Origin of the sequence: Nesterenkonia sandarakina (genome assembly GCF_013410215.1) — a bacterium.
GTDB classification, from domain to species: domain Bacteria; phylum Actinomycetota; class Actinomycetes; order Actinomycetales; family Micrococcaceae; genus Nesterenkonia; species Nesterenkonia sandarakina.
In genome coordinates this window covers 1,021,925-1,042,447 of record NZ_JACCFQ010000001.1, presented here as the reverse complement: position 1 = coordinate 1,042,447, position 20,523 = coordinate 1,021,925, and the positions used below count along the sequence as shown (strand labels likewise).

The 20,523-nt window shown below is 67.8% G+C and carries 16 protein-coding genes; 10 read left to right on the top strand and 6 right to left on the bottom strand.

Going from position 1 to position 20,523, the window contains the following annotated elements; all coding sequences use genetic code 11:
- Window positions 1-57: 57 nt before the first annotated feature.
- Genes HNR11_RS04915 through HNR11_RS04905 form a run of 3 tightly spaced genes read left to right on the top strand, consistent with a single transcriptional unit; the run spans window position 58 to window position 3,380 of the window.
- A complete protein-coding gene (locus HNR11_RS04915; protein WP_179441369.1) occupies window positions 58-1,113 on the top strand; it encodes a substrate-binding domain-containing protein in 1,056 nt (351 codons plus the stop codon).
- 9 nt (window positions 1,114-1,122) lie between these two features.
- Window positions 1,123-2,373, top strand: a complete 1,251-nt coding sequence (locus HNR11_RS04910) for a Gfo/Idh/MocA family protein (RefSeq protein ID WP_179441368.1) — start codon at window positions 1,123-1,125, stop codon at window positions 2,371-2,373.
- Between the two features lie 5 nt (window positions 2,374-2,378).
- Window positions 2,379-3,380 carry a sugar phosphate isomerase/epimerase family protein gene (locus HNR11_RS04905; RefSeq protein WP_179441367.1) on the top strand — a complete coding sequence of 334 codons (1,002 nt, stop codon included), beginning with the start codon at window positions 2,379-2,381 and terminating at the stop codon, window positions 3,378-3,380.
- Window positions 3,381-3,473: 93 nt separating this feature from the next.
- Here the strand turns inward: HNR11_RS04905 and HNR11_RS04900 are convergent, their stop codons facing one another.
- From HNR11_RS04900 to HNR11_RS04875, 6 genes are all read right to left on the bottom strand, one after another.
- A complete protein-coding gene (locus tag HNR11_RS04900) occupies window positions 3,474-4,007 on the bottom strand; it encodes a YceI family protein (RefSeq protein WP_179441366.1) in 534 nt (177 codons plus the stop codon).
- A gap of 121 nt (window positions 4,008-4,128) precedes the next feature.
- On the bottom strand, window positions 4,129-5,133 hold the full coding sequence (locus HNR11_RS04895; RefSeq protein WP_179441365.1) for a LacI family DNA-binding transcriptional regulator: 1,005 nt from the start codon (window positions 5,131-5,133) through the stop codon (window positions 4,129-4,131).
- 46 nt (window positions 5,134-5,179) lie between these two features.
- Window positions 5,180-6,625 carry a GH1 family beta-glucosidase gene (locus HNR11_RS04890; RefSeq protein ID WP_179441364.1) on the bottom strand — a complete coding sequence of 482 codons (1,446 nt, stop codon included), beginning with the start codon at window positions 6,623-6,625 and terminating at the stop codon, window positions 5,180-5,182.
- Entirely contained in the window at window positions 6,622-7,587 is a 966-nt protein-coding gene (locus tag HNR11_RS04885; protein ID WP_179441363.1) for a carbohydrate ABC transporter permease, read from the bottom strand. The genes HNR11_RS04890 and HNR11_RS04885 overlap by 4 nt, the downstream gene beginning before the upstream one ends.
- Window positions 7,584-8,585, bottom strand: a complete 1,002-nt coding sequence (locus tag HNR11_RS04880; protein ID WP_179441362.1) for a carbohydrate ABC transporter permease — start codon at window positions 8,583-8,585, stop codon at window positions 7,584-7,586. The genes HNR11_RS04885 and HNR11_RS04880 overlap by 4 nt, the downstream gene beginning before the upstream one ends.
- Window positions 8,586-8,587: 2 nt before the next feature.
- On the bottom strand, window positions 8,588-9,859 hold the full coding sequence (locus HNR11_RS04875) for an ABC transporter substrate-binding protein (RefSeq protein ID WP_179442866.1): 1,272 nt from the start codon (window positions 9,857-9,859) through the stop codon (window positions 8,588-8,590).
- 359 nt (window positions 9,860-10,218) lie between these two features.
- On the opposite strand from HNR11_RS04875, the gene HNR11_RS04870 reads away from it, so the two are divergent.
- From HNR11_RS04870 to HNR11_RS04840, 7 genes are read left to right on the top strand one after another with little or no spacing between them, the layout of a single operon-like run.
- Entirely contained in the window at window positions 10,219-10,998 is a 780-nt protein-coding gene (locus HNR11_RS04870; protein ID WP_179441361.1) for an FhaA domain-containing protein, read from the top strand.
- Between the two features lie 13 nt (window positions 10,999-11,011).
- Window positions 11,012-11,512: an FHA domain-containing protein FhaB/FipA gene (locus tag HNR11_RS04865; RefSeq protein WP_179441360.1), complete on the top strand. Its 501-nt coding sequence runs from the start codon at window positions 11,012-11,014 to the stop codon at window positions 11,510-11,512.
- Between the two features lie 3 nt (window positions 11,513-11,515).
- Window positions 11,516-13,420, top strand: a complete 1,905-nt coding sequence (locus HNR11_RS13865) for a PP2C family protein-serine/threonine phosphatase (RefSeq protein ID WP_343050589.1) — start codon at window positions 11,516-11,518, stop codon at window positions 13,418-13,420.
- Window positions 13,417-14,940 carry an FtsW/RodA/SpoVE family cell cycle protein gene (locus HNR11_RS04855; RefSeq protein ID WP_343050588.1) on the top strand — a complete coding sequence of 508 codons (1,524 nt, stop codon included), beginning with the start codon at window positions 13,417-13,419 and terminating at the stop codon, window positions 14,938-14,940. Before HNR11_RS13865 ends, HNR11_RS04855 begins: the two co-directional genes overlap by 4 nt.
- Window positions 14,937-16,382, top strand: coding sequence for a penicillin-binding transpeptidase domain-containing protein (locus HNR11_RS04850; protein ID WP_179441359.1), 1,446 nt, complete (start codon window positions 14,937-14,939; stop codon window positions 16,380-16,382). The genes HNR11_RS04855 and HNR11_RS04850 overlap by 4 nt, the downstream gene beginning before the upstream one ends.
- A complete protein-coding gene (locus HNR11_RS04845; protein ID WP_179441358.1) occupies window positions 16,379-18,244 on the top strand; it encodes a protein kinase domain-containing protein in 1,866 nt (621 codons plus the stop codon). Before HNR11_RS04850 ends, HNR11_RS04845 begins: the two co-directional genes overlap by 4 nt.
- A complete protein-coding gene (locus HNR11_RS04840; RefSeq protein ID WP_179441357.1) occupies window positions 18,241-20,520 on the top strand; it encodes a protein kinase domain-containing protein in 2,280 nt (759 codons plus the stop codon). The genes HNR11_RS04845 and HNR11_RS04840 overlap by 4 nt, the downstream gene beginning before the upstream one ends.
- Window positions 20,521-20,523: the final 3 nt, after the last annotated feature.

Here is a 20,523-nt window from a genome sequence, read left to right as displayed (position 1 = left end):
CCACTCATCTCGAATCACACACTCGCACAGCTGAATCAACTCTCATCAGGAGGAATCATGTCTCGCATCCCACGCCGGTACCTCTCGGCCGCTGCGCTCATCTCAGCCACCCTGCTCGTCAGCGGCTGTCTCTCCAACGATCCGGAGGAGGTCAACACAGAGGACAACGACGCCGCGGCGGCCGCCGCCGAACCGGCCGGTGACAACGCGGAGCCCGGTGAGGAAGTCGTGATCGGCTTCTCCGGGCCCGCCGCAGGACACGGCTGGATCGGCGCCATCACCGAAGGCGCCCAGGCCCAGGGCGAAGAGTTCGAAGACGTCGACCTGCGCGTCTCCGAGGGAACCGACGACGTGAACCAGCAGATCAGCCAGATCGAACAGTTCATCAATGACGATGTCGACGCGATCGTGGTCCTGCCCTTCGACGGCGCCGCGCTGACCGAGGTGGCCACCGAGGCGATGGAGGCCGGCATCCCGGTGGTCAACGTGGACCGGGAGTTCTCCAGCCCCTTCGCCGCTCGCACCACGATCCTTGGGGACAACTACGGCATGGGAGTCTCCGCCGGCGAGTACATCTGTGAGCAGCTGGGCGATCAAGAGGACGCGGTGGTGGCGGAGATCGCCGGCATCGACTCGCTCCCGCTGACCCAGGACCGCAGTGAGGGCTTCGAGCAGGCGCTCAGCGACTGCGGCCTGGACGTGGACAATCGGGTCGCGGCGGACTTCACCGTCGCCGGCGGAGAGAGCGCCACCGCGAACCTGCTTCAGGCAGCACCGGAGATCGATGCGATCTGGAACCACGACGACGATCAGGGCGTCGGGGTCCTCGCCGCCATAGAGAACGCCGGACGTGATGAGTTCTTCATGGTCGGCGGTGCAGGTTCAGCCAATATGATGCGCGAGATCGAGTCCGGAGACTCGGTGGTCGAGGCGACAGTCATCTACCCCGCCACCCAGGCGGCCGACGGCGTCCGACTGGCTCGACTGCTGGCTCAGGGACGGGCCCTGGGTGACCTCGTCCAGATCGAGGTCCCGCGCGAGATCCAGCTCTACGCCCCGGTGGTCACCGAAGAGAACGTGGACCAGTACCTGCCATACGCCTTCGAATCCTGAGCGGCAGCCATGGTTGAGCGAGACAAGCCGCGCCTGGGCGTGGCGATGATCGGGCACGCCTTCATGGGCAGGGTGCACTCCCAGGCCTGGAGATCCGCCACACGGTTCTTCGACCTTCCGATGGAACCGCGCATGCGGGTGATCGTCGGTCGTGACGTGCAGCGGAGCAAGCAGGCGGCGCAGCGGCTGGGCTGGGTGGAATCTGCCACCGATTGGCGGCGGGTGCTCGAGCGCAAGGATGTCGACTTGGTCGATATCTGCACGCCCGGAGACACGCACGCGGAGATCGCTGAAGCCGCGCTGGCGGCCGGCAAGCACGTGCTCGTGGAGAAGCCGATGGCCAACTCGGTCGCGGAGGCGCAGCGGATGAACGACGCCGCCCACCGCGCCCGAGCCCAGGGCATCCACGCGATGGTCGGCTTCACCTACCGTCGCGTGCCGGCGCTGAAGCTGGCTCAGGAGCTCATCTCCGAGGGCCGGATCGGTGAGGTGCGTCAGGTGCGGGCGCAGTATCTGCAGGACTGGCTCGGGGATGAGACCGCTCCGCTGTCCTGGAGGCTGGACAAGACCCGGGCCGGGTCCGGGGCGCTGGGAGACATCGGAGCCCACATCGTGGATCTGACCTACTTCCTCACCGGTCAGCGCTTCGCCGGGGTCTCCGGGATGCTCGACACCATCGTCGCTGAACGTCCGCTCGCCGCCAAGGTCGCCGTCGCGGCGGGGGGCATCGGCGGCAGCGCAGGTGGACTCGGCAGCGGTCTCGGCACCGCGGTCGAGGCGCCCGACGCCGTCGGGATGGGCCCGGTGACGGTGGACGACGCCGCGCTGGTCACCGCTCGACTGACCTCGGGAGCCCCGGTGATCCTGGAGGCCTCCCGCTTCGCCTGGGGCCGGAAGAATGCGCTGCGCATCGAGATCTCAGGATCCCGGGGAGCGGTCAGCTTCGATTTCGAAGACATGAACGTCCTGCACTACTACGATGCGACTCAACCGGCGCGGACTTCGGGGTTCACCCGGATCCTGGCCACCGAGCCGGAGCACCCGTACCTCGAGGCCTGGTGGCCGCCCGGCCACGGACTGGGCTACGAACATGGGTTCACCCATCAGGTGGTGGATCTGGTGCGTGGGATCGCCGCCGGGGAGGACCCGCGGCCCTCCTTCGAGGACGGACTGCATGTGCAGCAGGTGCTGGAGGCGATCCAACACTCGAGCGGGGCCTCCCACCAATGGACCGAGATCCACGATCAGGAACGGAGCTGAAGACCATGGCACGACCAGTCACGCTGTTCACCGGACAATGGGCGGACCTGCCCTTCGAGGAGGTCGCCCGGCTCGCCGGGGAATGGGGCTACGACGGCCTGGAGATCGCCTGCTGGGGGGATCATCTGGACCCACGGCGCGCAGCTGAGGACGATGCCTACGTGAAGGACCGCCTGGACATCTTGGAGAAGAACGGGCTGAAGGTCTACACGATCGCGAATCACCTGCGCGGGCAGGCGGTCTGCGACGATCCGATCGACGCCCGCCACCGGGACATCCTGCCCGATCACATCTGGGGTGACGGTGACCCGGAGGGCGTGCGGCAGCGGGCGGCTGAGGAGATGAAGTACACCGCGCGGGCCGCGGCCCGGCTGGGGGTCAAGACCGTGACCGGCTTCACCGGCTCCGCCAGCTGGAAGTACGTGGCGATGTTCCCTCCGGTCTCACCGGAGCTTGTGGAGGCAGGGTACCGGGACTTCGCCGACCGCTGGAACCCGATCCTGGATGTCTTCGACGAGGTGGGGGTCCAGTTCGCCCACGAGGTGCATCCTTCGGAGATCGCCTATGACTATTGGACGACCCAGCGCGCCCTGGAGGCGATCGGGCACCGCGAGGCCTTCGGTCTGAACTGGGATCCGTCCCACATGGTCTGGCAGGACCTGGACTCGGTGGGATTCCTCTGGGACTACCAGGACCGGATCTATCACGTGCACTGCAAGGACACGAAGAAGCGGCTCAACGGTCGCAACGGCAGGTTGTCCTCGCATCTGGCGTGGGCCGATCCTCGACGCGGCTGGGACTTCATCTCCACCGGACGTGGGGATGTGCCCTGGGAGGATGCCTTCCGGATGCTCAACGCGATCGGCTACACCGGTCCGCTCTCCGTGGAGTGGGAGGACGCCGGAATGGACCGGCTCATCGGCGCGCCCCAGGCCCTGGAGTTCGTGCGCTCCCACCCGTTCGAGCCCTCGGACGCCGCCTTTGACGCGGCGTTCTCCTCCTCCTGAGCCGGGAAGGGCGGCAGCACGCCGCAGGGCCCGACCCTGGCCCCTGGTGTTTGCATCTACCAGGTTTCGTGGTCGGGCCCTGCGGTCACGCGATCACTGCTCCAGGACGAAGGCTGCCTCGAGGTCGATCGAGACCTTGTCGCCGACCAGCACGCCGCCGGCTTCCAGGGCTGCGTTCCAGGTCAGGCCGAACTCCTTGCGGGAGATCACGGTGTTCGCGGAGAAACCTGCGCGGGTCATGCCGAAGGGATCCACGGCCTGGCCGCCGAACTCCACCTCGAAGGTCACCGGCTTGGTGACCCCGCGGATGCTCAGATCGCCCGAGATCTCGAACTCCTCGCCGCTGGCGGTGATGTTCTGCGCCACGAAGGTGAGCTCCGGGTGGTTCTCGGAATCCAGGAAGTCCTCGCCGCGGACGTGGGCGTCGCGATCGGCGTTCTTGGAGTTGAAGGATACGGCCTTGACGCGGGCGTCCAGGGTCGCCACGTCACCTTCGGAGACGACGAGGGTGGCCTCGGCCTCCTCGAAGATGGCCCGCACCTTGGAGATCCCGGCGTGGCGCACGGTCATGCCGATCTCGGAGTGTGCGGAGTCGAGGTTCCAGGTGCCGGTGGTCAGATGTGCCATGAAGAGGTCTCCTAAGGGTTGCCGGTCCGCGCCGAACGCGCGGAGCCATCGTGGTTGGTCGATGATGCCAACAGCAGTCTGCCGCAATTTATTTCAAAACTGAAGCAAGTTCATCGGAATGTCACCCAGATGTCCGTTTCACCATCTGCGTCTGCAGCACCACCGGGTCCACGGCCTCCCCCTTCATCAGCTGCAGCAGCAGGTCCACGGCTCGGCCAGCGAGCTCCCCCACCGGGTTGATCACTGTGGTCAGCGGCGGGCGGGTCAGCTGCGCGGCGTGTGAGTCATCGAATCCGACCACCGCGATCTGCTCCGGCACCGCGATCCCTCGAGATTGCATCTCGTGCATGGCGGCCACCGCCATCAGGTCCGAGGCGACGAAGACTCCGTCGAGCTCCGGGGCACGCTCGAGCAGACGCTCCATCGCCGCCGCCCCGGAGGCCGAGGTGAAGTCCCCGAACTCCACGAGGTCTGAGTCCAGGCCGGCACCATCCAGCGCAGCCCTCCACCCGGCGAGCCGGTCCGAGCCTGCCGCCATGTCCTGCGGCCCGGCGATGGTGGCCAGCCGACGTCGTCCCAGGCCGATCAGATGCTCCGCCGCGAGGGTGGCCCCGAAGTTGTTGTCCACATCCACCCAGGGGATCCCGACGTCCCCGGCGTAGGGTCGACCCACATAGACCGCGGGCAGCTTGGTCTCATGGAGCACACCCGAGAGGTCGTCGTCGCGGTGATGCGAGACGATGATGGCCCCATCGGTGTATCCCCCGCGCAGATACCGCTCGATCTTCTGCCGGCCCCCCGGCTGACCCATGGCCAGCAGCACCTGCACCGGGGAGTCCGCCAGCCGCTGGGTGATCGAGGCCAGCATCGAGGCGAAGAACGGATCCGCGAAGACCCGGTCCTCGGCCTCGGGCACGACGACGGCGATGGAGTCCACCTCCTGGATCACCAGCGAGCGCGCGGCCCGGTTCGGCCGATAGCCGAGCTCGGTGACCGCAGCCTCCACCGCGAGCCGAGACTGCGAGCGCACCCGCGGATCGAGGTTGACCGCGCGCGAGGCGGTGGCGCGTGAGACCCCTGCCCTGGCCGCCACATCCTCCAGAGTCGGCAGTCGCCGAGCCGGCATCAGTTCCCCCTTCGTCGGATGTGCGCACCAGGGCCAGGTGGCCTGGTCAGTCCACCACGCCCGTGGCCGCCACCTGTGCATACCAGTTCGCGGAGGCCTTCGGAATGCGCGCAAGCGTATCGTAATCCACCCGCACGATCCCGAACCGGCGGTCGTAGCCGAAGGCCCACTCGAAGTTGTCCAGCAGCGACCACACGAAGTAGCCGCGCACGTCCGCGCCGGAGGAGATCGCCTGGTGCACCGCGTGCAGGTGCTCCCGGATGTAGCTGAGCCGGTCGTCGTCCTGGACGAAGCCCGCGGCATCGGGCGCATCGGGGTAGGCCGCGCCGTTCTCGGTGACATAGAGCGCCACCCCGGCGGGCCCGGTGTACTCCCGGTGCAGCCGCAGCAGCAGGTCATGCAGCCCCTGCGGGAAGACCTCCCAGCCCATGGCGGTGGCCGGCAGCCCGCGCGGGATCGAGGAGACATGCTCCGATCCCACGTTCGGGTTCGGGGCTCCCTGGGCGCGTGCCGCGGCGGCCGCCTGGGCGGCGTGCTCCGGGTCCGCACCCGTGAGCAGCTCTCCGGTGTAGAAGTTGACTCCGAGCACATCGATCGGCGTCGAGATGATCTCCAGATCTCCAGGCTGGACCAGGCCTTCGCGCCAGAGTCCGGCCTGGTCCTCAAGCACATCGGACGGGTAGGCCCCGTGGAAGATCGCGGAGGCGAAGAACCGGTTGAAGCTGCCATCCAGACGCCGGGCGGCATCCACGTCTCCCGGCGAGGCCGGGTCCGCGGGGCGGTAGTCGGTGAAGTTCAGCGTCAGTCCCAGCTCGAGCTCCGGATCACGACGTCGCAGCGCGCCGACCGCGAGCCCGTGCCCGAGCAGCAGGTGATGCGCCGCCGCCAGGGCATCCTCCGGTGAGGTCCGGCCCGGAGCGTGGTGTCCGTTGGCGTAGCCGAGGAAGGCCGCACACCAGGGCTCGTTCAGCGTGGTCCAGTGCCGGACCCGGCTTCCCAGGGCCTCATGCAGGGTGACCGCGTAGTCGGCGAAGCGCTCAGCGGTCTGTCGGTTCGCCCAGCCGCCCGCATCCTCCAGCGCCTGGGGCAGGTCCCAGTGATACTGCGTGAGCCAGGGCAGGATGCCCGCGGCCAGCAGCTCATCGACCAGGTCTGAGTAGAACTTCAGCCCCTCCGGGTTCACGTTGACCCCATCGGGCATCACTCGGGACCAGCTGACCGAGAACCGGTAGACCTTAAGGTTCAGCCGCTTCATCAGCGCCACGTCCTCCCGGAAGCGGTGGAAGTGGTCGCAGGCCACGTCTCCGGTCTCGCCCTCGTGGACCTTCCCGGGGGTGTGGGCGAAGGTGTCCCACACCGAGGGGGCCCGGCCACCTTCTGCCGCGGCGCCCTCCACCTGGTAGGCCGCGGTGGCCGAGCCGAAGAGGAAGTCGGTGGGGAAAGCCACAGCGCTGCTGGCGTCGGTGGTGCGGGCGGTGAGTGAGGAAGTCATTGTTTGACGGCTCCTTGCATGATTCCGGATACGAGCTGACGGCCCGTGAAGATGAACAGGATGAGCAGCGGGATGGTGGCCATGGTGGCTCCCGCCAGGACCAGTGAGTAGTCCACGAAGTGCGCGGCCTGCAGCTGCTGCAGCGCCACCGGCAGGGTGGGGTTCTGCGGGCCGAGCACGATGAACGGCCAGAAGAAGTTCGTCCAGTTCAGGACGAAGGTGAAGAGGAACAACATCGCCGCCGCCGGTTTCGCGGCGGGCAGCGCGACGTGGAAGAAGGTGCGGATCATGGAGCACCCGTCCACAGTGGCGGCCTCGATGAGCTCGTCCGGGATCGCCTGGCGCAGGTACTGGGTCATCCAGAACACGCCGAAGGCGGTGACCAGTCCCGGCACAATGACCGCCTGCAGCTCCCCGGTCCAGCCCAGCCGGGCCATCACCTGGTAGAGCGGGACCACGCCGAGCTGGGTGGGGATCGCCATGGTGGCGATCACGAAGACCAGCAGCGGGACCGCACCCTTGAAGCGCAGCTTCGCGAAGGCGTAGCCGGCCAGGGTGGAGAAGAAGACCACCGAGACCGCGGTGACGGTGGAGACGATCACCGAGTTCATCGTGGCCCGCCAGAAGGGAACGGTGTCGATCACCTCGACGGCATTGGAGAAGAAGTTCCCACCCGGGAGCAGCGGGAAGGAGTCCCGGGACAAGATGGTGGAGTCATGGCTTCCGATCAGGAAGGACCACCAGAGCGGGAACATGCTGCCCAGAATCACCGCTGCCAGGCAGCCGTAGACGATCCACCCCGGTCCGCGGCCAGGGCCGCCGGAGCCGCCTCGCCGACGTCGGCGGGAACCGTCTCCGGGCCCCGATCCGCGGCGGCCGAACGGGTCGGCGTCGTTCTTCGGTGCGCTGGCCGGTCCCGTGCGCGGGATGATCGGCAGCGGCTTCTCTTCGAGCGCGCTCATCGCTTGACCTCCGAGCTTGAGATGCGGCGGGTGATGACGAAGTTGATCAGTCCGATGGCCACGATCAGCAGGAACAGCAGCACGGCCACCGCAGAGGCCTGCCCGAAGTCCGAACGGGTCCAGCCGAGTTCGTAGAGATACATGGTCATGGTCTGCCACTGCCCGTCGGTGCCGCCGCGACCGTACTGGTCGAACATCCGCGGCTCGTCGAAGATCTGCAGCCCGCCGATGGTCGAGGTGATGATCACGAAGATGATGGTGGGACGCAGGTTCGGGATGGTCACCGAGATGAACTGGCGGACCTTGCCCGCGCCGTCGATCGCCGCCGCCTCATAGAGGTCACGTGGCACCGCCTGCATGGCCGCGAGGAAGATCAGCGCGTTGTACCCGGTCCAGCGGAAGTTCACCATGGTGGCGATGGCCAGGTGGCTGGGAAGCGTCCCGGAGTGCCAGCCGATCGCGTCGATGCCCACGGTCTCCAGGATCGAGTTCACCAGACCGAATCGGTCCCCGAACAGGTTCGAGAAGATCAGCGCCACGGCGACGGGGGTGACCACGTAGGGGATCAGCACGCCCATCCGCCAGAAGGTCCTGGCCCGGAGGTTGTAGTCCAGCAGGTAGGCGATCAGGATCGCGATGACCACCTGGGGCGCGGAGGAGAGGATGAAGATCGAGAGCGTGTTGCGCAGCGAGATCCAGAAGCCCCGCTCCCCCAGCACCGCCATGAAGTTCTCGCCACCGATGAACTCTCCCTGACCCATGATCAGGTCCCAGTCGTGGGTGGCGACCCATGCGGTGTAGATCAGCGGGAAGAGCCCGACCACGGCGAAGAGGATGAAGAACGGACTGATGTAGAGGTACGGCGAGTATCGACGATCCCAGGCCGAGGCCCGGTGCCGGAAGCTCAGCTTCGGCTTCCGGCGACCGGTCCTCGGTTCTGGCGCGGACCCGCCGCTGCGTGTGGTGCTGACTGGTACCTGCGCAGCTGGGGCGGACATGATCAGCGCAGAGCTTCCATGTCGTTGACGAACTTCTCCCAGGAGGCGTCGGGGTCATCGATCCCGTCCACGTCCACCCGGTTGATCGCGTCCTGGATCGCCACGTTGATGGTCAGGTACTCGGTGCCCTTCAGCGGCTGGGTCTCCACGGCGTCGGCGCGCTCGGCCAGGATCTCGCCGGTGGGGGCGTCGTTGAAGAACTCGTTGGTGGCCGAGAGCAGCTCGTCTGCCTCCAGCGCCTCGGTGGTGGAGGGGAATGCCCCGACGACCCCGAACGCCTTGAGCTGCTGCTCCGGGGCGGTCAGCCAGGCCGCGAGCTCCTTGGCCTGCTCGATGTTCTCGCCCTGGGAAGGAACGGTCAGGTAGGACCCGCCCCAGTTGCCGCCGCCACCTGGGAAGGTGTTGGCGATGTCCCAGCCCTCGACCTCGGCGGCGTTGCCCTCGATGATGCCCAGCATCCAGCCGGGGCACATCATGGTCGCGAAGGTCTCTTCGCGCTGGAAGGCATCGGACCAGTCGCCGCTCCACTGGGCCAGGCCCGCGGAGAGCTCATTCTCCACCGAGGCCTTCAGAAGCTGGTCGTAGAGATCCTTCACCTCGGGGTTGGTGTCGGCGATGATCTCCCCGGACTCGTCCTGGTAGGGGACCTCGACCTGGTTGATCATGCCCTGCCAGATGTTGTCCGAGCCGGAGTACCAGGCGGAGTCAGACTCGGCGACGAACTCCTCACCGGCGGCGAAGTAGTCCTCCCAGGAGTCTCCGAGGAACTCGGCCACCTCTTCACGATCGGTGGGCAGTCCGGCCTCCTCGAAGAGGTCGGCCCGGTAGCAGACCGCCTGCGGCCCGCTGTCGGTGCCGTAGCCGATCAGGCTGCCGTCCTCAAGGACTGCGTCCTGATACTTCCAATCCAGCCAGCGGTCCTCCAGTTCGGGATCGGTGAGATCCTCGAAGCGGTCGGGGTACTGCTGGAACTCTGCGAGCCAGTCCACCTCGATGGGTTCGATGTCCGAGGCTCCCTGACCGGCACCCAGGCTGTTGCGCAGCGAGTCGCGGGCGTTCTCGGCGGTGTCGATCTTGTTGTGCTCGATGGTGATGTTCTCGTTGAGCTCCTCGTACTCTTCGAAGAGCTCCTCATAGCCGAACTCGTTGAAGGTGGTCACGCTGAGGGTGACCGCCTCCCCGTCGGCCGCTCCGCCTTCGTCGTCGCCATCGGCAGCACCTCCGCAGGCGCTGAGCCCCAGTGCCAGCACCGAGCTCACCGCCACTGACTGCATGACCCGACGGTGGCGGCGCCCGGCGTGGGGCGAGGCGGATGGCCCGGTGGGGCGATCCGCTGCGGAGTCTTTGTGCTCCGCGTGATCAGTAGTCCTCATCACAGCTATCTCCTTCGATATGAGGTGCGAGCGGGTCCCCAAGTCCTCTTATGAGAGCGCTCTCACGGTGAGATGAAGGTAGCACCTCCTCCCGGAATGTGGCAAGAGTCACAGCGCGGCGCGTCCGAGCAGTTCACCGCGCGGGCGACCGGCGAACCGCACAGGCGGGGAGTGAGACAGTAGACTCAGGACATATTGCCCACCTCGCGAGCCGAGCTTGCTGAGCGTGGACAGACATTCATCAGAAGAAGGAGGTGCCGGTGGGACTGCTAGACAACCTGGAGCGCGGCATCGAAAAGGCCGTCCGCGGTGCCTTCTCAGGACGAGGAGGGAGTCTGGGACCCGTGGAGATCGCCACCGCCGTACGCCGCCACATGGACCGAGAGTCCAAGACCATCGCCGAAGGCCAGCACCTGGCTCCGAACCTGTACAAGATCCGGCTCGCTGGAGAGGACTTCACCGAGGCCAAGAAGTACGGCGTCGCCCTGGCCGAGGAGCTCTGTGAGGAGATCCTGCGCCATGCCGAATCCCAGGGATACACCCTGCTGGGACCGGTGAAGGCCACCTTCGTGAAGAACACCGAGCTCAAGCGCGGGCAGCTGAGCATCGAGTCCCGCACCGACAGGGACCCGCAGTCGGGACCGGTCGCTCCGGCCCAGTCCTCTCCTGCGGCTGGCCCCAGCGCCGCGGCCCCGCTGCCCTCCACCATGGCCCAGCCCACGGTCCCCGCCCACCAGCCTCCCGCCCCGGCGGCCGCCGCGAGCCTGGAGTACGAGGAGCAGAGCTACCCGCTGCGCCCGGATTCCACCGTGATCGGGCGCTCCACCTCGGCTGACATCACCGTTCCCGACACCGGGGTCTCCCGGAAGCACCTGGAGCTCTTCCGCTCCGGGGGTGCCTGGTACGCCCGGGACCTGGGATCCACCAACGGCTCCTACGTGGACGGCGAGCAGCTCACCGGTGAGACTCCGAAGGTCCAGCTCATCGACGGCGCCCTGATCTCGCTCGGCAACGCGCGCCTGCGCTTCCGCCAGAGCTGAAGGACACCGACCCATGAGTGAACTCGCTGTCACGGTGCTGCAGTTCGGAGTGCTGCTGCTGCTCTGGATCCTGATCCTCTCGATCATCGCAGCACAGGGCCGGGACATGACCATCTCCAAGCGCTCCCGCGCCCGGGCCGCCGCCGCGCATCCCGCGCCCGCGCAGCGCAGCGGACCCCCCGCTCCCGCCGGCGCCAGCCACTCCGGCCCCACCCCGCGTCCGCGGCCTCGGCGTCTGCTGGTGAGCGAGGGACCCCTGGCCGGGACGGAGCTCCCGCTGGGCTCTGCCTCGATCATGATGGGCCGCGCCCAGGAGTGCACCCTGGTGCTCGAGGATGACTATGCCTCCGGCAAGCACGCCCGGCTCTTCCCGCAGGGCTCGCGCTGGTTCCTCGAGGACCTCGGATCCACCAACGGCACCTGGCTCGGGGAGGAGCAGCTCACCCGCGCCTCCACCGTGGAGCCTGGAGACCGGATCCGGATCGGCAAGACCGTCCTGGAGCTGAGGACCTAGCCCGTGGCTCTGGTATTCCGCTTCGCCGCGCGCTCCGACACCGGTGCCGTGCGCTCGAAGAACGACGACTCTGGCTACGCGGGGCGCTACTTCGCCGTGGTGGCAGACGGCATGGGCGGCCACGCCGGGGGTGACGTCGCCTCGGCGTCGACGGTGCTGGACCTCGCGCACCTGGACACCCGCGGCTTCGCGGACCCTGAGACGGTGCTGCCCGATGAGATCCAGACCGCGAACTCCTTCTTGAACAAGCTGGTCAAAGCCAACCCGAAGCTCGCCGGGATGGGCACCACGATCACCTCACTGCTGATCACCCAGGACCGGCTGCAGTTCGCCCACATCGGAGACTCCCGGGCCTACCGGCTCAAGCGGGGACGCTTCCGGCAGGTGTCCAAGGACCACACCTTCGTCCAGCGTCTGGTCGACGAAGGGCGGCTGGACCCGGATCAGGCCGAGTACCACCCGCATAAGAACGTGCTGATGCGGGTGCTCGGAGACGTCGACGCCTCCCCCGAACTCGACATCACCTCCTTCCCGCTGGAAGCCGGCGAGCGCTGGCTGCTCTGCTCCGACGGGCTCAACGCCGTGGTCTCGGAACGACTGATCGAGCAGAAGCTGCGCTCCACGCAGAGCCTGGAATCGATCGTCGATGACCTGGTCGAGCTGACCCTCGGCGGCGGTGCCCCGGACAACGTGACCGTGGTCTGCCTGGAGGTCATGGAGGCCGACGAGGCCGCGCTGGCTCCCAGCGACGAGCTGCCGCTGAGCGAGGCCGCCGTGGCGGCGGCCTCCTCCGACTACGGCGGCACCGACGCGACCATGGAGCTGGACATGGTCCCGGTGGTCAACTCCGAGGCATTCTCCGCCCACGACGACGAAGACACCCTCTCCCCGCTCTCCGCCGCCATGGTGCGCAAGAAGCTCGGAGCGCGCCCGCACCTGCTCGTCGGTGCCGCCAATAAGGCCGCCGAGACCGGGACGATCCCTGTGGTCGCGCGCAACGTGGACGAACACCCGATGGCCGCCCTGCTCACCGGCCAGCCGCTGCGCCCGGTGCGCCACACCTACTCCGAGCTCTTGGATGAGCATCCGCAGGAGCAGGACCCCACTGGATCCGCGGCGCCGCACCCGGAGACCGGCAACCCGCAGACCGACAGCCCTGAGCCAGGCCCGGAGACCTCCGGGACCGCGAGCCCTGCAGGCACAGCCGGCGTCGCTGCCGGCGCTGGTGCCGCATCCGCCGCCGAGGCGTCCGATCCGCAGGCCGGCTCCGGCGGCTCCGGGTCAGCTGCGACGCAGAACCCAGCGCAGGACGGGCCGCACCGCGCCGGCGCCGGACTGGCCGAGGAGCCCGAGAGCATCGAGGAGGAGCTGGTCCTGGACCAGGAGGAGCTGGAGGCGCTGGAGACGACCCGGCGTCGCAGCTCCTGGTTCCTGCCCACCTTTGTGGCCCTGCTGGTCGTGCTGGTCGCCGTGGTCACCTTTCTGGGCTACGTCTGGACCCAGACCCAGTACTACGTGGGTGAGGACGAGGGCGAAGTCGCCATCTACAGCGGGGTCTCGCAGTCCCTGGGTCCGATCCGGCTCTCCGAGGTCGACGAGCATGCCGATATCGCGCTGGAAGACCTCACCCAGTACCACCAGCAGCGCCTCCAGCGCGGAATCGCCGCCGATGACCGGGACCACGCGGAGCACATCGTCTCCCAGCTGCGTGCCATGGCGGTGGCCAACGCCGATCGGGACGAGCCGAGTCCTGGCGATGAACCCACCGAGGATGAGCCATCTGAGGAAGCCACCGGGTCGGCGCCGCAGGACGAAGACGGGGCCACCGAGGAGTCATCTGAGGGCCCCTCGGGCGAGGACCAGTCAGCCGAGGACCCAGCAGCACAGAATCAGGGAGGTGAGCAGTGAACGCAGCAGCGCAGCAAGCCTACAAGCCCCGCCGCAACCTGGAGCTTCTCCTGCTCCTGATCGCACTGACCGTGGCGATCGGCTCTCAGATGCTGGTGGCCTTCGCCCTGGACGAGCCGATCACCACCGACTACTACATCGAAGGTGCCGTCTTCGCCGGCCTGGTCCTGACCTTCCACGTGGTGCTGCGACTGCGCGCCAAATACGCGGACCCGTTCATCCTGCCCATTGTGGTGACCCTCAACGGGCTCGGCATCGCCATGATCCATCGGCTCGACTTCACCCCGTCCTTCTCCGGGGTCGCAGACCGGCAGCTGCTGTGGACCGGCGTCTCGATCGTGGCCGCGATGGTGCTGATGTGGCTGCTCAAGGATCATCGGCGGCTGCGGCAGCTGACCTACATCTCTCTCGCGGCAAGCGTGGTGCTGCTGTTCCTGCCGATCGTCCCCGGATTGGGTCAGGAGCTCAACGGGGCCAGGATCTGGGTGAACCTCGGACCGCTCTCCTTCCAGCCCAGTGAGATCGCCAAGATCACGCTGGCCGTGTTCTTCGCCGGATTCCTCGCCAACAACCGGGATCTGATCCTGCTGGCCGGGCGCAAGTTCGGACCGGTGACCTTCCCCCGGCTGCGCGACCTGGCGCCGATGTTCATCGCCTGGGTCATCGCGATCGGGGTGCTGGTGGTGCAGAACGACCTCGGCAACGCGCTGATGTTCTTCGGGCTCTTCGTCGCCGTGATCTACGTGGCCACCTCACGCTTCTCCTGGATCGCCATCGGTGCGGTGTTCATGCTCATCGGGGCCGCCCTGGCGTATCAGTTCGTCAACCACTTCCGGGACCGGGTGGACATCTGGCTCAACGCCTTCGACCAGGACATCTATGAGCGCACCTTCGGCGGCTCCTACCAGGTGGTCCAGGGCCTCTTCGGCATGGCGCACGGCGGACTGGTCGGCACCGGCCTGGGCTCGGGAAACCCGAACATGATCTCCCTGGCGAACTCGGACATGATCATCGCCGCCTTCGGCGAGGAGCTCGGCCTCATCGGGCTCTCCGCGATGCTGCTGCTCTACCTGCTGCTGTTCAGCCGCTACATGCGCGCCGGACTGGGTACCCGCGACACCTTCGGGAAGCTGCTTGCCGTGGGCCTCGCCGTGGTGCTGGTGCTGCAGGTCTTCGTCGTCGTCGGCGGCATCACCCGGGTCATCCCGATGACCGGTCTGGCCACGCCGTTCCTCGCCGCGGGCGGGTCTGCGCTGTTGGCCAACTGGCTGATCGTGGCCCTGGTGCTGCTGATCTCGCACTCCGCGCGACAGCCGGTGATCGTGGGCCCGATGGTCAACGCCACCGGAGAGTCCTCCTTCGGCACCGAGTCCAGACTGCAGCACTCCGGCGGCCCGGGAGCCCGGGAGAGCGCGGTGCACCGGCACAGCGCAAATCGGCACCACGCTGAGGAGCCCACCCGCCTGAACCACGCACCAGCCGACCAGCACACCCCAGCCGACCAGGGAGGGACGAAGTGAACAACGCGATTCGTCACACCTGGGTCGTCGCCGTCGGCCTGTTCATCACGCTCTTCGTCGCGCTCTCCATCATCCAGGTGGGCGTGACCGATGAGCTCAACGCCAACCCCAACAACGTGCGTCAGGTCTACGAGGACCGCGGCGCACCTCGCGGGGCGATCACCGTGGACGGCAGCGCGATCGCGGAGTCTGTGCCCTCGGACAACGCCAGCTTCGACTACCAGCGCGTCTACCACGAACCCGATCTGTACTCCGGGATCACCGGCACCTACTCCATCGCCGCCAATCCCACCGGGCTGGAGGGCACGCTGAACGAATACCTCTCCGGACACTCGGACAGCCAGTTCTTCGACCGGATCGCCTCGGTGTTCACCGGGGACACCATGGACGGCGGGCAGGTGGAGCTCACCCTCGACGGCGAGCTGCAGCAGCTCGCCTACGACCAGATCCCCGACGGCACCCGGGGCAGCATCATCGTCACCGAGGTCGCCACCGGTGACATCAAGGCGATGGCGTCGAAGCCCAGCTACAACAACAACCGGCTCGCCGTGCAGGACTCCGCGCAGCTGGTGCAGAACCAGGAGGAGCTCGAGGCCGACCCGGACCTGCGCTACACCTCCCGGGCGATCTCCTCCACGATGGCTCCCGGTTCCACCTTCAAGCTGGTCGACCTGGTCGCGATGCTGGAGTCCGGGGACTACGAGCCGGACACCGTCCTGGAGAACCCGAACTCGATCACCCTTCCGGAATCGAGCACCGAGCTGCGGAACTTCGACCGCGGCATCTGCGCCCAGCGCCCGCAGGCCGAACTGTCCTGGATCGTGGCGCAGTCCTGCAACACGCCCTTCGCCGAGGCCGCCATGGAGCTCGGGGAGGACCCCATCCGGGAGGCCGCCGAGAACTTCGGATTCAACTCCGATGACCTGGGCATCCCGCTGCGCGTGGACACCTCGAACTTCCCGCAGGACCTCTCCGATGCGGCCCTGGCCCAGTCCTCCATCGGACAGTTCGACGTCACCTCCACTCCGCTGCAGATGAACATGGTCGCCGCCGCCATCGCCAACGGCGGCACATTGATGAAGCCCAATCTGGTCGACGCGATCCGCGGCTCTGACCTGCAGCTGCTCGAAGCCTCCGAGCCGGAGACGCTCTCCGAGGTGACCTCGGAGGAGGTCGCTGATGAGATCACCGAGATGATGGTGCAGGTGGTGGAGTCCGGCACCGGCACCCGCGCCCAGACCGGAAGCTTCCAGGTCGCGGCGAAGACCGGCACCGCCGACGTCGGCGATACCGGAGAGGTGAACTCCTGGATCACCGGCTTCGCCCCCGCCGAGGACCCGCAGTATGCAGTCACCGTGGCCTATGAGCGGATCGACTACGACACCGGCTCGTCATTGACCGGACCCCAGATGCTGACCATGCTCGAGGCGGCGATCGAATGAGGCCGGTGGTCGGGATTCTGATGGGTGAGCGCTACCAGCTCACCGAACGCATCGCCATCGGCGGCATGGGCGAGGTCTGGAAGGCCTCCGACCAGGTGCTGGGACGCACCGTGGCGATCAAGATCCTCAAAGAGGAATACACCGGGGACGAGGCGTTCCTGCGTCGGTTCCGCGCCGAGGCGCGGCACACCGCGCTGCTGAACCACCCCGGCATCGCGGACATCTATGACTACGGCGAGCAGTCCGGCTCGGGCTACCTGGTCATGGAGCTCGTCCCGGGGCGCCCGCTCTCGGTGCTGCTGGAGACGGACAAGACGCTGTCCTGGGAGAAGACGCTCTCGATCATCGCCCAGACCGGCCGCGCCCTGCAGGTCGCCCATGACCAGGGCCTGGTCCACCGCGACGTCAAACCCGGGAACCTGCTGATCACGCCCACCCGTCGGGTGAAGATCACCGACTTCGGGATCGCTCGGCTCGCCGACCAGGTGCCGCTGACCGCCACCGGGCAGGTGATGGGCACGGTGCAGTACCTCTCCCCGGAGCAGGCCACCGGCCAGCACGCCACCGGCTCCTCGGACATCTACGCGCTGGGCATCATCGGCTACGAAGCCCTCGCCGGGCACCGTCCCTTCACCGGTGAGTCCCAGATCGCGATCGCGCTCAAGCAGGTCAACGAACCGCCGCCGGCGCTGCCGGAGACCGTCCCGGAGCCGGTGCGGGCGCTGATCATGTCGATGCTGGAGAAGGACCCCGGCAAGCGACCGCTCACCGCGACCAAGCTCGCCGAGGCCGCCGATGCGCTGCTGCGCCACGACACCGAGTCGGCGCTGAAGGCGGTGCCGGCCATGGCCTCGCATCTGGACGGCGCGCAGGACGAGGAGGACCCGACCACGGCCATACCGCGCACCGACACCACACCCACCGCCGTCGTCGCGCCGCCGAGCGGCCGCGCCCCCTCGGCCCGCACTCCGGAACAGCCCGCCGAGGCTCCGGAGCACACCGCGCAGTATGCCGCTGCCGCCCCGTCGGGGGCAGGGGCGCGCTCCGGGGCGCCCACCGATGCCGGAGAGGCCGAGAAGGGGAAGGATCAGCGCCGCCTCCACGGGGGTCGTCGGTGGTACTGGCCGCTGATCGCGCTGCTGGTCCTGGTGCTGCTGGCCCTGCTGGGCTCCTGGTTCTTCCCGCAGTTCGGCGGGGGCGGCGAGGACGACGAGCCCACACCGACCCCGACCGTCACCGAGACCCTGACTCCGGGAACCGAGATGGTCGAGATCCTCGAGAGCGCCTTCCTCGGACTCTCCCTGCAGGAGGCCAGCGCCGCGCTGCAGGAGGCCGGGCTGCAGGTCCAGGCCGAACCCGTGGCCTCGGGTCAGCCCGAGGGAGTGGTCACCGGGGTCGCTCCGCTGGGCAGCGTCCCGGTGGGGTCCACGGTGACCCTCTTCTACTCCGCCGGGTCCGGCGACACCGCACCCGAGGATCAGGACCAGGCGCCGGGGAATCAGACGGATCAGCAGGATCAGGGCCAGCCGGGCCAGGGTGAGAGCAGCCCCGAGCAGGGCAACCCCGGAGGTCAGGACGACGCGGAACCGGATCAGGGGACCTCGGGCTCCCCGACGCCGACCCCCTCTCCCTCGCAGGACCCGCAGGACACCCAGGATCAGCCCGAAGCGACCGAGGCCGATCCCACCGGTGGTTCGAACCCCGAGGCGGAGTCGACACCGCGTGATGAACAAGGCGCTGGCGCCCCGAGCGGCGAGGAACAGCTCGGCGCCGAATCCGGCCCGGAGAGCACCCAGGATCCGAACCGGGCTGGATTCTCGGCGGAGGATGGGCCAGGATCGGAGACAGGAACCGAGATATGACCGAGACTGCTGAGCGCGTCCTGAACAGCCGCTACCGAATCACATCGCTGATCGGACGCGGTGGGATGGCCGACGTCTACCTCGGCCACGACCTCACCCTGGATCGCAAGGTCGCGGTGAAGATGCTGCGCCCGGATCTGGCACGCGACCCCCAGTTTCAGGGTCGCTTTCGCCGCGAGGGTCAGTCCTCCGCCTCCTTGAACCACCCGAACATCGTCGCGGTCTACGACTCCGGCCGAGCGGAGGTCGAGGACCAGTCCCATCACGCGATCAAGACGCCTTTCATCGTGATGGAGTACGTGGACGGGGTCACCCTGCGCCACATCCTGCACGGGACCCCGCGCATCACCGACACCGCCGACGTCGACGACGAGGCGACCCGGATCGCGGCGACTCCCGACGCGGCCACCGAGTCCGAGGATGACGTGCTGGCCCTGGGCGACACCGGCAGGGTCCAGGATGCCGAGGAGCACCTGCCTGCCGCCCAGGTGGGCGCACAGCTGCGAACCAAGATCGATCAGGCGCTGCACACCCCGCTCTCGGAGCGCGAGACCGCCGGGTATATGCACGGCATCCTCGGTGCCCTGGGATACAGCCACGAGAAGGGCATCGTGCACCGCGATATCAAGCCCTCCAACGTGATGGTCTCCCAGACCGGAGCGATCAAGGTGATGGACTTCGGCATCGCCAGGGCCCTGGCGGACTCGGCCTCCACCATGACCCAGACCTCTGCCGTGGTGGGCACCGCGCAGTACCTCTCCCCGGAACAGGCCCGCGGCGAGGTGGTGGACCACCGCTCAGACCTCTACTCGGCCGGCTGTGTGCTCTTCGAGCTGCTCACCAACCGACCACCCTTCCAGGGCGAGTCCCCCGTGTCCGTGGCCTACCAGCACGTCCGCGAAGAGCCGCCCCAGGTCAGCGAGTTCAACCACCAGGTCAGCCCGGCGATGGAGTCCGTGGTGGGCAAGGCCCTCACGAAGGACCCGGCGCTGCGGTTCCAGACCGCCGAGGAGTTCAACCAGGCGATCCAGAAGGCACTGATCGGGATCGGGGTGGATGACGAGGACCACCCGACCGCCGCGATGACCGCAGTCGGCGGCCGCCAGGAGTTCAACCAGGTCCTGGCCGCAGGTGCCGCCCCGCTGGCCCCTCAACTCTCCGCGCGGACTCCCGAGGACCCGGACCTCTATCAGAGCTATGACCAGCCGCAGGAGCGACCACGTCGTCGTCGCGGAGGTCTGATCCTGATCTGGACGCTGCTCATCCTCGCCCTGGCCGGCGCGGGCACCTGGGCTCTGATGAGCACGCTCAACAGCTCTGAGGTCTCGATCCCAGATGTCACCGGGATGGATGAGGACCAGGCGCGCGAGGAGCTCACCGCAGCGAACCTGAACCCGAGCGTGGAGACCGAAGCCCACCCCGAGATCGAGGCGGACCTGGCGATCCGCACCGACCCCGAGGCCGAGACCACGGTGGAGCCGGACACCGCCGTGGTGCTCTACATCTCCACCGGGCCGGAGAGTGTGCGCGTGCCCGACGGGCTGCAGGGCTCCTCCGAGGACGAGGTCCGCGAGGCCCTCGAGGAGGTGGGCCTGGAGGTGGGAGAGATCAGTCGGGAGAACCACCCCAGCATCGAGACCGACATGCTGATCAGCACCGACCCGGAATCAGGCTCCAGCGTGGAGCCCGGATCCGAGGTGGATCTGGTGCTCTCCACCGGACTGGTGGAGATGCCCGGGGTCTTCAATCGCAGTCTCACCGAGGCGCAGTCGATCCTGGAGAACCTGGGGCTGAGCGTGGCCACCGTCGAGGACGAGCGCACCGACTATCCCGCCGGCACCGTCGTGGGCCAGCGGGTGGGCGGGTCCTCCGTGGTCGCCGGTGACACCATCCCGCAGGGCTCTACCGTGACCCTGGTCGTGGCGGTGGCCCCGGAACAGGCTCCTGAACCTGAACCGGAGGAGGACGAGGCGACCGATCCGGAGGGCGAGGACGCTCAGGAGAATGAGGAGTCCCCGAGTCCGGAGCCGGAGGAGTCTCCCAGCCCGGAGCCCGAGGAGTCGCCCAGCGAGAGCGCCGAGGAGAGCGGAGATCCCGAGGGCGGCTCCGGGGAGGAGGAGGCTGACGCTGAGCAGGAGAATTCCGAGGCCCCCGAAGAGTCGCCCCAGGAACAGGAGTCTCCGGAGGCCAATGGCGGGGCGAACAACGGCGGGCAGAGTCCCAGCGGGGCAGGCAGCCCGGGAGCATCCCCGGGGCGCTCCGCCGGCAACCCCTGAAGC

What these genes read in the sequence shown, in the direction of transcription:
- HNR11_RS04865 (WP_179441360.1), top strand. Translation starts at nt 11,012, where the DNA reads ATGAGTGAACTCGCTGTCACGGTGCTGCAGTTCGGAGTGCTGCTGCTG.
- HNR11_RS04885 (WP_179441363.1), bottom strand. Translation starts at nt 7,587, where the DNA reads ATGAGCGCGCTCGAAGAGAAGCCGCTGCCGATCATCCCGCGCACGGGA.
- HNR11_RS04840 (WP_179441357.1), top strand. Translation starts at nt 18,241, where the DNA reads ATGACCGAGACTGCTGAGCGCGTCCTGAACAGCCGCTACCGAATCACA.
- HNR11_RS04895 (WP_179441365.1), bottom strand. Translation starts at nt 5,133, where the DNA reads ATGCCGGCTCGGCGACTGCCGACTCTGGAGGATGTGGCGGCCAGGGCA.
- HNR11_RS04880 (WP_179441362.1), bottom strand. Translation starts at nt 8,585, where the DNA reads ATGTCCGCCCCAGCTGCGCAGGTACCAGTCAGCACCACACGCAGCGGC.
- HNR11_RS04915 (WP_179441369.1), top strand. Translation starts at nt 58, where the DNA reads ATGTCTCGCATCCCACGCCGGTACCTCTCGGCCGCTGCGCTCATCTCA.
- HNR11_RS04900 (WP_179441366.1), bottom strand. Translation starts at nt 4,007, where the DNA reads ATGGCACATCTGACCACCGGCACCTGGAACCTCGACTCCGCACACTCC.
- HNR11_RS04875 (WP_179442866.1), bottom strand. Translation starts at nt 9,859, where the DNA reads ATGCAGTCAGTGGCGGTGAGCTCGGTGCTGGCACTGGGGCTCAGCGCC.
- HNR11_RS04905 (WP_179441367.1), top strand. Translation starts at nt 2,379, where the DNA reads ATGGCACGACCAGTCACGCTGTTCACCGGACAATGGGCGGACCTGCCC.
- HNR11_RS04890 (WP_179441364.1), bottom strand. Translation starts at nt 6,625, where the DNA reads ATGACTTCCTCACTCACCGCCCGCACCACCGACGCCAGCAGCGCTGTG.
- HNR11_RS04845 (WP_179441358.1), top strand. Translation starts at nt 16,379, where the DNA reads ATGAGGCCGGTGGTCGGGATTCTGATGGGTGAGCGCTACCAGCTCACC.
- HNR11_RS04910 (WP_179441368.1), top strand. Translation starts at nt 1,123, where the DNA reads ATGGTTGAGCGAGACAAGCCGCGCCTGGGCGTGGCGATGATCGGGCAC.